Source organism: Streptomyces sp. NPDC054783 (assembly GCF_053611725.1).
Genome location: NZ_JBSHAY010000013.1, coordinates 138,827 through 152,198, shown reverse-complemented (window position 1 = coordinate 152,198; position 13,372 = coordinate 138,827). Strand labels below are relative to the sequence as shown.

The window sequence follows — 13,372 nt, the reverse complement described above, 5'->3', positions numbered from 1 at the left end:
TTCTCGGGAACCGGATACCCCGTTCCAACATGCGGACGCCACGGGGTCCGTGGCGCAGGCGCCGCACGGTGACGGCGGGGTGCCGCGCGGAGCGGCGGAGTGCCGCTCATGGCGGCAGGGTGCCGCACGGTCGCGGCGGGACCGTGCGTGACGGTCCGGGTGCCGCGTGGTGGCGGCGAACGTGTGAGGGGGACCGGACGGACGTGATCGGTCGGATCGGCGTCCGGCGGCCCGATGGGGGGGCGGGGGAGCGTCTTCGCTCATCCCGCGGGGGTGCGGCGGGCGTCATTGCCCACAGCGCTTACGGCTCATGCCCGGTGGTCACATGGTCGAAACCAGCGAGTAACGGGCTTTCTCGGCTACTTATGCGGTCCAACGCATAAGTACCGGCGGCGCTATCCTACGGCCGTTCCGAACAGGGTACCCAGGGCGTACGTCACACCGGCCGCCGCTCCGCCCAGCGCGAGCTGCCTGAGGCCGCTGTACCACCAGCTCCGCGCGGTCACCTTGGCCACCACGGCACCACAGCCGAAGAGCCCGGCGAGGGCCAGCAGCACGGTGGGCCACAGTGCGCTCGCGCCGAGCAGGAACGGCAGTACGGGCAGCAGGGCGCCGAGGGCGAAGGACCCGAAGGAGGAGACCGCGGCGACCAGCGGCGAGGGCAGATCGCCGGGGTCGATGCCCAGCTCCTCGCGGGCGTGGATCTCCAGGGCCTGCTCGGGATCCTTGGACAGCTGCCGTGCGACCTCCCGGGCCAGGGCGGGCTCCACACCCCGGGCGACATACAGTGCCGCGAGCTCGTCCTCCTCGTCCTGCGGGTGCTTGCGCAGCTCACGGCGCTCGACATCGAGCTCGGCCTCGACCAGCTCCCGCTGGGAGGCGACCGAGGTGTACTCGCCGGCCGCCATGGAGAAGGCACCCGCCGCCAGCCCGGCGAGCCCGGTGATGACAATGGTCTGCTGACTCACGGATCCGCCGGCCACACCGGTCATCAGGGCGAGGTTGGAGACGAGCCCGTCCATGGCGCCGAAGACGGCGGGGCGCAGCCAGCCGCCGTTGACATCGCGGTGCGTGTGGTTGTCGCGGTGCGCTTCGTGCAGCGCGGCCTGGGTCTCGATGATGGCCATGCGGGCCCCCCGGATAGCTTAGCCAAAGCTAACTTTGGACGAGTTCTACTTTTCGACGCCACTGAACCTACGCCCCTTCGTCGGCTCCCGCCAGCAAGGAAAGGCTGGGCTAACCTGCAGCTTTACCCGTTTGCGCTCATCCGTGCATGATCTTGCTCAGTTGCCAAGCGGGTGACTTCGACTCGTGGAGGCTCGCGGGGGCGCACCCCGTGGCACACATCCGCAAAGCGCGTTCCCGGCCCCGAAGGAGTCCGCCCATGGCATCGATCGCCTGCACTCCCCCGGTTCCGGCGCCCGACGACGCCACCGGGCTCCGCGGCCGGGCCCGCGGCGCGCTGCTCGGCCTGGCCGTCGGAGACGCGCTGGGCGCGCCCGCGGAGAACCTCAAGCCGTCCGAGATCCGCGCCCGTTGGGGCCGCATCACGGGATACGTGGCCGAGACTCCGTGCGGCACGGACGACACGGAGTACGCGATCTTCTCCGGACTGCTGCTCGCCCGGCACGGCTCGGCGCTGACTCCGGCGCATGTGGAGGCGGCCTGGCACGAGTGGATCGCCGACCGCGCCGAGGGCCCCTTCCGGGGCGCCGGTTTCAGCGAGCGCGGCACCCTGGAGAACCTGCGCCGGGGCCTCGCCGCCCCCATCTCGGCCCAGCACCGGCACGCCTGGAGCGACGGTCTGGCCATGCGGGCGGCCCCCTTCGGCGTCTTCGCCGCCGGCCGCCCCGCCGAAGCGGCCCGCCTGGTGGCGATCGACGGTTCGGTCAGCCACGAGGGCGAGGGCATCTACGGCGGCCAGGCGGTCGCGGCGGGGGTGGCGGCGGCGATGACGGGCGCCCCGGTTCCGGTGGTGATCGCCTCCGCCCTCGCGGTGATCCCCGAGGACTCCTGGACGGCGCGTTCCCTGCGCCGGGCGGCGGCCGTCGCCCACCGCGGCGAACGCGCGGTCCGCTCCGCGGTCGTCATCGGCGGCTACCCCTGGACCGACCTGGCCCCCGAGGCCGTGGCCCTGGCCTTCGGCGCGTACGCGGCGGCCGACGGCGACTTCGTCCAGGCCGTCCTGACGGCCGTCAACATGGGCCGCGACGCCGATACGACGGCGGCGGTGGCCGGCGCCCTGTCCGGCGCGACCCACGGCATCTCCGCGATCCCCGCCCACTGGGCCGGCCCCATCGGTCCCGCCCGCGGCCGCTGCCTGCCGTCCATGGCGGGCCACCACGTCCTGGACGTGGCCGAGCTACTGGTCCCGGGCGAGGGCGGGAAGTGGGGGACCAGACCGTCCCCGCCCCTCTCACCCGCCTCTCGTCCGACCGAGCCGGTCGGATGGGTCGGCGACGGGAGGTCCAGGGAGCGGAGCCCCCTGGTCGGGGCGGGGAACGCCGGGCAGGCGGACGGCGAGGGTCAGTCATGACGGCGCGCCGTGTCGAGGGGCTCCTGCTGGGCCTCGCCGCGGGCGACGCCGCCGGCTGGCCGGCCGCACGGCACCGAGCCAGCCGTATGCCCGAGTGGACCCGCCGCCTCACCCGCGAGCTGGACACCTTCGCCGAGCAGAACGCCACCACCACCCTCCCGGTACCGATCGCCCTCAACCAACCCCCCGAACCCCTCCGCCTCGGCCCCTCCGACGACGCCGAGTGGGCGGCCTTCGCCGCGGAGGCGGTCCTGCGGGCCGGCGACGACGACGCCCTCGGCGACCTCAGCCGGGAGCGCCGTACCCGCGCCGCCATCGACCTCACCTGGACCGCCGTGGCCGCGGAGGTCGCCGCCGCGGCGGACCGCGCCCCCGAGATCGAGTCCGCGGTACTCCCCCTGCGCGCCCGCATCTCCGTCCGCGCCGGCCTCGGCAACCTCGCCGCCGGCCTGCGCCCGCCCGCCACCGGCCACGACAACCCGCACTACTTCGACGACGCCGCCTGCGTCCGCGCCTGCGTCCTCGCCGTCGCGCACCCCGGCGACCCCGAACGCGCCGCCGCCCTCGCCGAGTTCGACGCCCGCTACACCCAGGACGGCGACGGCGTGCACGGCGCCCGCGCCATGGCCGCCGCCCTCGCGGTCGCCCTCACCGGCGCGCAGACGCACACCTGCGTGACCGCCGCGCTCGCCGAACTCCCGCCCGACACCGAGATCGGCCGCAACGCCCGCCACGCGCTCACCCTCGCCGCGGACAGCGACTCCGCCTTCGCCCTCGTCCCGCTCCTCGAGCACCAGATCGTGGACCACGTCTACAGCTACGGCATCGCCGCCGCCGAGACCGTCCCGGTCGCCCTCGCCCTGGCCACCGCCGCCCACGGCCGTATCGCCGAGGCCGTCCCCGCCGCCGCCTGTCTGTCCCGGGTCGCCGACTCCGCCCCCGCCCTCGCGGGCGCCCTCACCGGAGCCCTCGGCGGCGGCGCGGCCATCCCCCAGACCTGGCGGGACGCCTGCCGCACCCTGTCCGGCTGCGCCCTGCCCCGCCTCGCCGACACCGACCTGGTGGAACTCGCCGGACTCCTGGAAGCCGCGCAACCGGCCCGCCCAGGAGGATGATTCGGGGCATGACGCCCATGGAGTCCAAAGGACTCAAAGAAGAAGAAAGCAGACGATCATCCCTGCCCGGTCTCGACGACCGGATCACCGGGGCGCTCGTGGGAGCCGCCGTCGGCGACGCCCTCGGCGGCCCGGTCGAGGGGTACTCCCCCGACCAGATCGCCGAGCGCCACGGCGGTCGTGTCCACGGCGTCGTCGGCCCCTGGCACGGCGACGCCTGGCGCACCGCCCGCCCCCTCGCCCCCTACCACAAGGGCGACGGCCACGTCACCGACGACACCCTGATGACGCATGCGCTGGTCCGGGTGTACGCCCGCGTCCGCGACCACCTCGACGCCTACGCGATCGCCGACCACCTGGTCCCGGACCTGATGACGAACCCGCGCTGGATCCCGGAGCTGGAGACCGAGACCCTGCCGCTGCACCGCCTCTTCCTCGCCGAGAAGTGGCTCGTGGCCCGGCTGGCCTACGGCCACGCCGACCCCCGCGAGGCGGGCGTCGGCAACATCGTCAACTGCGGCGCGGCGATGTACATGGCCCCCGTCGGCCTGGTCAACGCGGCCGACCCGGCCGCCGCCTACGCCGAGGCGCTGGACATCGCCGGTGCGCACCAGTCGTCGTACGGCCGTGAGGCGGCCGGTGTCCTCGCCGCGGCCGTCGCCGCCGCCGCGGCCCCGGGCGCGACCCCGGACTCGGTGGTCACCGCGTGCCTGTCGCTGGCGAAGGACGGCACGCGCGAGGCGATCGAGAAGGTCTGCGAAGTGGCCCGCGGCCACAGCGACTTCGAGTCGGCACTCCGTCCGCTGCGTGCGGCGGTGGCCCCGTACGACACCGTCGGCCCGGACTACCGCGCCCCCTCGCCGGCCGCCCGCCGTCCCTCCCGGCTGCACGCGATCGAGGAACTGCCCATCGCCCTCGGCATGGTGCTGGTCTCCGGCGGCGACTACCGGCACGCCGTGCTCGGCGCGGTCAACTACGGCCGCGACTGCGACTCGATCGCGACGATGGCCGGTGCCCTCGCGGGCGCCCTGGGCTCGGCCGTCCCGGAGGACTGGGCGAAGACGGTGGCGGAGGCCAGCCGGCTGGACCTGTGGGAGCCGGCCCGCACGCTCGCCGAGGTAGCGCGGGAGGTCTTCGAACGGGACGTACGGCGGCGGCGCGCGCACGAGCGGGCGTTCACGGCCCTCGGAGGCACCGCATGCTCCGACTGACCTGGGTCCAGCCGGAGGACCTGCTCGGCCACGAGCTCCGCCAGGCCCGCCTGGACGGGCGGGAACCGTCGGCGATCGAGGCGCGCTGGCGGGCCGCGGGCGGCCCGGACGCACCGGACCGAGCCGGTGCGTCCGCCCACGGCGTCTCGCGGTATCTGCGCCTCCTGGCAGAAGACCTCCTGGACGAGCTGGCCGACCTCCCCAGCGGCTTGTCCCACGACGAGCCGACCGACCTGGCCCGCATCAAGTCCCTGTGCCCGAACTGGCCGGACCCGCCGGCGCGGGCAAGTGAAACCCACACCCGGCCGGCACCGACCCAGGAGGCACTCGAAGCCGCCTGGCTCGGCAGAGCCATCGGCTGTCTCCTCGGCAAACCCGTCGAAAAACTCCCCCTCGACGGCATCCGCGCCCTCGCCCGGGCAGCCGGCAACTGGCCCCTCGGCACGTACTTCACGGCACAGGGCGTCCCGGAGGACCTCCTCGCCGCGCATCCCTGGAACCGTCGCTCGGCCCCCACCTCCCTGGCCGAGAACATCGACGGAATGCCGGAGGACGACGACCTCAACTACCCCCTGCTGAACCTCCTGCTCCTCCGCCGTCACGGAAGAACCTTCAGCACCGCGGACGTGGCCCGGCTCTGGCTGGACGAACTCCCGCCCGGCCGTACCTTCACCGCCGAACGCCTCGCCTACCGCAACCTCCTCAACGGCATCGAACCCCCGCACACCGCCCGCCACCGCAACCCCTTCCGCGAGTGGATCGGCGCCCGGATCCGCGCCGACATGCACGGCTGGACCAACCCCGGCGACCCGGCCGCCGCCGCCGAACAGGCACACCGCGACGCGGTCCTCACCCACACCGCCAACGGCGTCTACGCGGCGATGTTCACAGCCGCCGTCATCGCCACCGCCGCCACCCAGGGCCAAGACGTCCACGCCTGCCTGCGCACCGGCCGCCGGGTGATCCCGCCCCGCTCCCGGCTCGCGGGGGCGGTCGACCACGCCGTCCGACTGGCCGAGTACCACGAGGACTTCGACGACGTCGTGGACGAGCTCCACGCCCGCTACTCCCCCGCCCACCACTGGGTGCACGCCATCCCCAACACCGCCCTGCTCACCGCGGCCCTCACGCACGCGGACGGCGACTTCACCGGCTCCGTCTGCCGTGCGGTATCGGGCGGCCTGGACACGGACTCCAACGGCGCCACGGCCGGCAGCATCGCGGGATTGCTCGCGGGCGAGCCCGCCGCGCTCCCCGAGCGCTGGCGGGCCCCGCTGAAGAACCGGCTCGCCACCACCGTCGCCGACTTCGACGGCACCGGCTTCGACACCCTCGCCCATCTCACCCACCTGGAGGCGACCCGCCCATGACCCACATCGTCGTCCTCGGCAGCACGAACATGGACCTCGTCACCTATGTCGCGAAGGCCCCGCAGCGCGGCGAGACGGTGACGGGGCGGGAGTTCCACACGATCCCCGGCGGCAAGGGATCCAACCAGGCGATCGCCGCGGCCCGCGCCGGCGCCACCGTCTCGATGATCGGCGCGGTCGGCAACGACGCCTTCGGCCTGCGGCTGCGCGACACCCTCGAACACTCGGGCGTCGACACCGACTTCCTGCGGACGGTGGAGGGCCCGTCCGGCACCGCGCACATCGTGGTGGACGACGAAGGCGCCAACTCCATCGTCGTCATCCCCGGCGCGAACGGCACCGTCGACCACCTCTCCCCCGGCGACGAGGGTTTGATCGCCTCCGCCGACGCCCTGCTGCTGCAGCTGGAGATCCCGCTGGCCGCGGTCGTCGCGGGCGCCCAGGCGGCGCGCCGGCACGGGATCCGTACGGTGCTCACCCCGTCGCCCGCCCGGCCGCTGCCGCCCGAACTCCTCGCCGCCACCGACCTGTTGGTGCCCAACGAGTACGAGGCGGTCACCCTCACCGGCCGCACCGACCCGCGCGAGGCCGCCGCCGCCCTGCTGGACCTGGTGCCGGAGGTCGTCGTCACCCTGGGCGCCACGGGCAGCCTCTTTCTGGCCCGGGGCACCGACCCGCTGGTGATCCCGGCACCTCAGGTGACCGCCGTCGACTCCACGGGCGCCGGTGACACCTTCGTGGGCGCGCTCGCGGTGGCCCTCGCCGAGGAGAAACCGGTGCGGGAGGCCCTGTCCTGGGCGGCGGCCGCCGCGGCGATCTCGGTCCAGCGTGCCGGGGCCTCGGTGTCGATGCCGTACCGCCCGGAGATCGACGCACAGTTCACCGCATGAGGTACGAGGCATGAGTACGACGACACCGCCCCTCGCCGGTCTGCGGGTGCTGGACCTGGCCACCCTGTTCGCGGGCCCCATGGCCGCCACACTGCTCGGCGACTTCGGCGCCGAGGTGATCAAGGTCGAGCATCCGCGGCGCCCCGACCCCTCCCGTGGGCACGGCCCGGCCAAGCACGGTGTCGGCCTGTGGTGGAAGGTGCTCGGCCGCAACAAGCGGGCCATCACCCTGGACCTGTCCAGGCCCGGCGGCCGTGCCGCTCTGCTCCGGCTCGCCGCCACCGCCGACGTCGTGATCGAGAACTTCCGCCCGGGCACCCTGGAGAGGTGGGAGCTGGGCTGGGCGGAGCTGGCCGCCGCCAACCCCCGGCTGGTCCTCGCCCGGGTGACGGCCTTCGGCCAGTTCGGGCCGTACGCACACCGCCCCGGCTTCGGCACGCTCGCCGAGGCGATGAGCGGCTTCGCCGCGATCACCGGCGAGCCGGACGCGCCGCCCACCCTCCCGCCCTTCGGGCTCGCGGACTCGGTCGCGGGCCTGGCGACCGCCTTCGCCGTGCTCACCGCGCTGGCCGCGCGGGAGCGCACCGGCGCCGGGCAGGTCGTCGACATGGCGATCATCGAGCCGATCCTGTCGGTCCTCGGCCCCCACCTGACCTGGTACGACCAGCTCGGCCACGTCCAGGAACGCACCGGCAACCGCTCCGCGAACAACGCGCCGCGCAACACCTACCGCACCGCCGACGGACACTGGGTCGCCGTCTCCACCTCCGCGCAGTCGGTCGCGGAGCGGGTGATACGCCTGGTGGGCCGCCCGGAGCTGACCGAGGAGCCGTGGTTCGCCACCGGCGCGGACCGCGCCGCCCACGCCGACGTCCTGGACCAGGCGGTCGGCTCCTGGATCGCCGCCCGCACCCGCGCCGAGGTCGTCGCGGCCTTCGAGAAGGCGGAGGCGGCGGTGGCCCCGGTCCAGGACGTCCGGGACGTCCTGACCGACCCCCAGTACCAGGCACTGCACACGGTCACCACCGTCGACGACCCCGAGCTGGGCCCGCTGCGCATGCAGAACGTCCTCTTCCGGCTCTCCGCGACGCCCGGCGCGATCCGCTGGGCCGGCCGCCCGCACGGCGCCGACACCGAGGCCGTGCTCACCGAGCTGGGCCTCACCCCGGCCGAGCTGCGCGCCCTGCGCGAGGAGGGCGCCCGGTGACCGCGCACCCGCTCACCTGGCTGTACGTCCCCGGCGACCGCCCGCCCGTGGTCGCCAAGGCGCTGGCGGCGGGTGCCGACGTGGTGGTGATCGACCTGGAGGACGCCGTCGCGCCGGGCCGCAAGGAGTACGCCCGTGCGGCCACGGCCGAGCTGCTCACCGATCCCCCGCCGGTCCCGGTCCACGTCCGCGTGAACGCGCTGGACAGCCCCTGGTCCGCCGGTGACCTGGCCGCCCTGGCCGCAGTCCCCGGCCTGGCGGGCCTGCGGCTGCCCAAGGTGACCGGTCCGGCCGAGATCGGCCAGGTCGCCGTGGCCACCCCCGTGCCGCTGTACGCCCTGCTGGAGACGGCCCTCGGCATCGAGCGCGCCTACGCCATCGCCACCGCCCACCCCGCCCTGCGGGGCATCGCGCTCGGTGAGGCGGACCTGCGGGCCGACTTGGGGGTACGGGCCGGCGCGGGCCTCGACTGGCCGCGCTCCCGGGTGATCGTCGCCGCCCGCGCGGCCGGCCTCGCGCCACCGCCCCAGTCGGTCCACCCCGACATCCGCGATCTGGACGGCCTCGCCGCCTCCTGCGCCCACGGCCGTTCCCTCGGCTTCCTGGGCCGCGCCGCGATCCATCCCCGCCAGCTGCCGGTGATCGAACGGGCCTACCTGCCCACTCCGGAGGAGATCGAACACGCGGAAACGATCCTCAAGGCAGCGGCCACGAGAGAGGGCGCCCAGGCCCTCCCCGACGGCCGCTTCATCGACGCGGCGGTGGTGGCCATGGCCCGGCGCACCCTGTCGCTGGCGTGCAGGAACTAGTTGCACGCCGAGGGCGCCCGGAAAGATCTCCGGGCGCCCTCGGTGCCGTGAACCAGCGTCAGCTCTTCTTGGTGGCCGACTCGGCCTCGTCCTTCGCCTCCACGGCCTCCGCGGCCTCCGGCTCGGCGTTGTCCTCGGCGTTGTCCTCGGCCTTGTCCGCGGCCTTGTCCTCGGCCTCGTCGGCGCCTTCCGTACCCTCGCCTTCCGTACCCTCGCCTTCCGTACCCTCTGCCGGACCGTCGGAGACACCCGGCTCGACGACGGCTTCCCTGCCAGGCCGCATCTTCGACGACACCACGATGTACGTCACCGCCAGCAGGAAGACGATCAGCGCGGTCCAGTCGTTCAGGCGGAGGCCCAGGATGTGGTGCGCGTCGTCCACGCGCATGTACTCGATCCAGCCGCGGCCGACGCAGTACGCGGCGACGTACAGGGCGAACGCCCGGCCATGGCCCAGCTTGAAGCGGCGGTCGGCCCAGATGACCAGCAGCGCCACGCCGACGCACCACAGGGACTCGTACAGGAAGGTCGGGTGGTAGTAGCCCGGCACCCGGCCGCCCTCGGAGGAGGTGATGTGCAGGGCCCAGGGAACATGCGTCTCGCGGCCGTACAGCTCCTGGTTGAACCAGTTGCCCCAGCGGCCGATGGCCTGCGCGAAGGCGATACCGGGCGCGACGGCGTCGGCGTACGCGGGCATGGGGATCCCCCGGCGGCGCGCGCCGATCCACGCGCCGAGTGCGCCGAGCGCGATCGCGCCCCAGATGCCGAGGCCGCCCTGCCACACCTTGAAGGCGTCCACCCAGTCACGGCCGGGGCTGAAGTACAGCTCGTAGTCCGTGATCACGTGGTAGAGCCGGCCGCCGACCAGGCCGAACGGCACAGCCCAGACCGCGATGTCGGCGACGGTGCCGGCACGACCGCCGCGGGCGATCCAGCGCTTGTTGCCGAGCCAGACGGCGACGAAGACACCGATGATGATGCAGAAGGCGTAGCCGCGCAGCGGGATGGGGCCGAGATACAGCACCCCGCGCGACGGGCTGGGAATGTAGGCAAGTTCCATGGCAAGTCCGACGCTACCGTGCCGGGCCGTGGGGACGGCAAGCAGCCCGGCTACGGGTCCATAACGGGGGCGTGAGAAAAACGGGCGCGGAAGGAAGATCCTTACCCGTGGTCGGCCGCCTCCACCATCTGCTTGAGCTTGGCCGGGGTCAGGGTCTGGTTCTGGTAGATGTTCTTCCCGCCGAGCAGGACCGTGGGCGTGGAGCTGAAGCCTCCGGTCTGGAAGGCCTTGTGGGACTTGTTCACCCAGCTGTCGTGGGTGCCGTCCTTGACGCACTTCTGGAAGGCGGGGGTGTCCAGGCCGCCGACCTTGCCGGCCAGGTCGATCAGCTTGGCGTTGTCGCTGTACGCGTCGTCCGTCTCCTTGGGCTGGTTCGCGAACAGCACGTCGTGGTAGTCGCGGAACTTTCCGGCGTCCTGGGCGCAGGCCACGGCGTTGGCGCCGCGCAGCGAGCCGGTGCCCGCAAGGTTGCCGTCGATCAGCCGGACCAGGTGGTACTCGATTCTGAGCTTGCCGGAGTCGACCAGTTGGTGGAGCGTCGGGCGGTAGGTGATCTCGAAGGCCTGGCAGGCCGGGCAGCGCATGTCCTCCCAGACGGTGAGCGTCGACTTGGCGCTGTCCTTGCCCACCGGGATCGCGAGGGCGTCCTTGCCCTGCGCGCCCGAGGGCGCCACGACCGGGCCCGCCTTGTTGCTGCCCTTGTTCTTGCCGGTGTTCGCGGCGATGACGCCGATCACCGCCGCAAGGCCCAGGACGCAGACGATGCTCGCGCCCACGATCAGCGTGCGCCGTCGCTTCTCCGAGGCCTTCTGCTTCTCGCGCTCGACCGCCAGCCGCTCCCTGGCGGTGCGCTTTCCGTCACGGTTCTTCTCGCTCACACCCCCAGAACGAACCGGGGAGGCGCAGCGCGCCTCCCCGGTCCCAGGTCCACCCGTTCGAGTGACCGAATCGTCCGTTGTGACTGACCGCAGTCGATTCTTACGTCTAGTTACGGACGGTAACGCACTTCACGCCTGTCCGCGCACGCCCTTCGCCAGCTCTCCGGCCAGCTCGCGGACCGCCGCCACGCCGGCGGCGTGGTCCGGGGCGTCGAGCATCCGCTTCACGAACGCCGAGCCGACGATGACGCCGTCGGCGAAGCCGGCGACCTCGGCGGCCTGGGCGCTGTTGGAGACGCCGAGTCCGACGCAGACGGGCAGCTCGGTGCCGGTGGCGCGGGTGCGCTCGACCAGGTTCTGGGCCTGCGCGCCGACGGATTCGCGGGTGCCGGTGACGCCCATCAGGGAGGCCGCGTAGACGAAGCCGCTGCCCGCCGCGGTGATCTGGGCGAGCCGCTCGTCCCTGCTGCTCGGCGCCACCACGAAGACGGTCGCGAGACCGTGCTTCTCGGCGTGCTCCCGCCACAGCGCCGACTCCTGGACGGGCAGGTCGGGCAGGATGCAGCCCGCGCCGCCCGCCTCGGCCAGCTCGGCGGTGAACCGCTCGACGCCGTAGCGGTCGATGGGGTTCCAGTAGGTCATGACGAGCACCGGCTTGCCGGTCGCCGCGTAGGTCTCGCGCACCGTACGCATCACGTCGGCGATCCTGACCCCGCCACGCAGGGCGATGTCGTCGGCGGTCTGGATGACCGGGCCGTCGAGGACGGGGTCGCTGTGCGGCAGGCCCACCTCGACTACGTCCGCCCCGCCGTCGAAGGCGGCCTTGATCGCCTCGATGCCGCCGTCCACGGTCGGGAACCCGGCCGGTAGGTAGGCGATGAGCGCGGAGCGGCCCTCCGCCTCGGCGGCGGCCAGGGTGTCCGACAGCAGCTGGATGTTCCCGCTCACTTGGCGTCCCCCTCGATCTCGGCGGTGTCGGCTTCGTCGGCGGCCACCTCGGCGTCGGTGTCGTACAGGCCGAAGTAGCGGGCGGCGGTGTCCATGTCCTTGTCGCCGCGGCCGGACAGGTTGACGACGATCAGGCCGTCCTTGCCCAGCTCCCTGCCGACCTCCAGGGCGCCGGCGAGGGCGTGGGCGCTCTCGATGGCCGGGATGATGCCCTCGGTGCGGGACAGCAGACGCAGCGCCTGCATGGCCGCGTCGTCGGTGATCGCGCGGTACTCGCCGCGGCCGGAGTCCTTGAGGTAGGAGTGCTCCGGGCCGATGCCCGGGTAGTCCAGACCGGCCGAGATGGAGTACGGCTCGGTGATCTGGCCCTCGTCGTCCTGCAGGACGTACGAGCGGGAACCGTGCAGGATGCCCGGCTCGCCCGCGGTCAGGGTGGCCGCGTGCTCGCCGGTCTCGATGCCGTGCCCGGCGGGCTCGCAGCCGATGAGCCGGACGCCCTCGTCGGGGATGAAGGCGTGGAAGAGGCCGATGGCGTTGGAGCCGCCGCCGACGCAGGCGATGGCGGCGTCCGGGAGGCGCCCGGCGCGCTCCAGCAGCTGGCGGCGGGCCTCGACGCCGATGACCCGGTGGAAGTCGCGGACCATGGCGGGGAAGGGGTGCGGGCCGGCGACCGTACCGAACAGGTAGTGGGTGTGGTCGACGTTCGCGACCCAGTCGCGGAACGCCTCGTTGATGGCGTCCTTCAGGGTGCGGCTGCCGGACTTCACGGAGACGACCTCGGCGCCGAGCATGCGCATGCGGGCCACGTTCAGGGCCTGGCGCCTGGTGTCGACCTCGCCCATGTAGATGGTGCAGTCGAGGCCGAAGAGGGCGCAGGCGGTGGCGGTCGCGACGCCGTGCTGGCCGGCGCCCGTCTCGGCGATGACCCGGGTCTTGCCCATCCGCTTGGTGAGCAGTGCCTGGCCGAGGACGTTGTTGATCTTGTGGGAGCCGGTGTGGTTGAGGTCCTCGCGCTTGAGGAACACCCGGGCACCGCCCGCTTCCGCGGCAAAGCGCGGGACCTCGGTGAGGGAACTGGGGCGGCCGGTGTAGTTGACCATCAGGTCGTCGAGCTCGCGGGCGAACTCGGGGTCGTGCTTGGCCTTGTCGTACTCGACGGCCACCTCGTCCACGGCGGCGACGAGGGCCTCCGGGATGAACTTGCCGCCGAACACGCCGAAGTAGCCTTCGGCCGTGGGGACCTGACCCTGTGGGTCAGGGAAGAAGAAGTTGCTGGGCATGCCGAAACCTCACGGTGAGTGCGTGTGAAAAAACACTATTCGCCGTGGGGGCGGGGATTTGTCCGTTG

At 73.2% G+C, this 13,372-nt stretch carries 12 protein-coding genes; 7 read left to right on the top strand and 5 right to left on the bottom strand.

The window, feature by feature from the left end:
- Positions 1-395 precede the first annotated feature (395 nt).
- On the bottom strand, positions 396-1,127 hold the full coding sequence (locus tag ACWGJ5_RS23480; protein WP_228622628.1) for a VIT1/CCC1 transporter family protein: 732 nt from the start codon (positions 1,125-1,127) through the stop codon (positions 396-398).
- 257 nt (positions 1,128-1,384) lie between these two features.
- Between ACWGJ5_RS23480 and ACWGJ5_RS23475 the strand changes: the two genes are divergently transcribed.
- Genes ACWGJ5_RS23475 through ACWGJ5_RS23445 form a run of 7 tightly spaced genes read left to right on the top strand, consistent with a single transcriptional unit; the run spans position 1,385 to position 9,138 of the window.
- Complete coding sequence (locus ACWGJ5_RS23475; RefSeq protein WP_453311629.1) at positions 1,385-2,536, top strand: ADP-ribosylglycohydrolase family protein; 1,152 nt, start codon at positions 1,385-1,387, stop codon at positions 2,534-2,536.
- Positions 2,533-3,651 carry an ADP-ribosylglycohydrolase family protein gene (locus ACWGJ5_RS23470; RefSeq protein ID WP_453311628.1) on the top strand — a complete coding sequence of 373 codons (1,119 nt, stop codon included), beginning with the start codon at positions 2,533-2,535 and terminating at the stop codon, positions 3,649-3,651. The genes ACWGJ5_RS23475 and ACWGJ5_RS23470 overlap by 4 nt, the downstream gene beginning before the upstream one ends.
- Before the next feature lie 17 nt (positions 3,652-3,668).
- Complete coding sequence (locus tag ACWGJ5_RS23465) at positions 3,669-4,862, top strand: ADP-ribosylglycohydrolase family protein (RefSeq protein WP_453311701.1); 1,194 nt, start codon at positions 3,669-3,671, stop codon at positions 4,860-4,862.
- A complete protein-coding gene (locus ACWGJ5_RS23460) occupies positions 4,850-6,232 on the top strand; it encodes an ADP-ribosylglycohydrolase family protein (protein WP_453311627.1) in 1,383 nt (460 codons plus the stop codon). The genes ACWGJ5_RS23465 and ACWGJ5_RS23460 overlap by 13 nt, the downstream gene beginning before the upstream one ends.
- The gene (gene rbsK / locus ACWGJ5_RS23455) at positions 6,229-7,122 is read left to right on the top strand and encodes a ribokinase (RefSeq protein WP_453311626.1); all 894 of its coding nucleotides are present in this window, start codon (positions 6,229-6,231) and stop codon (positions 7,120-7,122) included. Before ACWGJ5_RS23460 ends, rbsK begins: the two co-directional genes overlap by 4 nt.
- Positions 7,123-7,132: 10 nt before the next feature.
- The gene (locus ACWGJ5_RS23450) at positions 7,133-8,329 is read left to right on the top strand and encodes a CaiB/BaiF CoA transferase family protein (protein WP_453311625.1); all 1,197 of its coding nucleotides are present in this window, start codon (positions 7,133-7,135) and stop codon (positions 8,327-8,329) included.
- Positions 8,326-9,138 (top strand): HpcH/HpaI aldolase/citrate lyase family protein, encoded by an 813-nt coding sequence (locus ACWGJ5_RS23445; protein ID WP_453311624.1) that lies wholly within the window; start codon positions 8,326-8,328, stop codon positions 9,136-9,138. The genes ACWGJ5_RS23450 and ACWGJ5_RS23445 overlap by 4 nt, the downstream gene beginning before the upstream one ends.
- Before the next feature lie 58 nt (positions 9,139-9,196).
- On the opposite strand, the gene lgt is transcribed toward ACWGJ5_RS23445, so the two are convergent.
- The 4 genes from lgt to trpB form a co-directional block, all read right to left on the bottom strand.
- Positions 9,197-10,198, bottom strand: coding sequence for a prolipoprotein diacylglyceryl transferase (gene lgt, locus ACWGJ5_RS23440; RefSeq protein ID WP_453311623.1), 1,002 nt, complete (start codon positions 10,196-10,198; stop codon positions 9,197-9,199).
- 101 nt (positions 10,199-10,299) lie between these two features.
- A complete protein-coding gene (locus ACWGJ5_RS23435; RefSeq protein ID WP_453311622.1) occupies positions 10,300-11,076 on the bottom strand; it encodes a DsbA family protein in 777 nt (258 codons plus the stop codon).
- A 129-nt stretch (positions 11,077-11,205) separates the two neighbouring features.
- Positions 11,206-12,024, bottom strand: a complete 819-nt coding sequence (trpA, locus tag ACWGJ5_RS23430; RefSeq protein WP_453311621.1) for a tryptophan synthase subunit alpha — start codon at positions 12,022-12,024, stop codon at positions 11,206-11,208.
- The gene (gene trpB, locus ACWGJ5_RS23425; protein ID WP_453311620.1) at positions 12,021-13,304 is read right to left on the bottom strand and encodes a tryptophan synthase subunit beta; all 1,284 of its coding nucleotides are present in this window, start codon (positions 13,302-13,304) and stop codon (positions 12,021-12,023) included. Before trpB ends, trpA begins: the two co-directional genes overlap by 4 nt.
- Positions 13,305-13,372 lie beyond the last annotated feature (68 nt).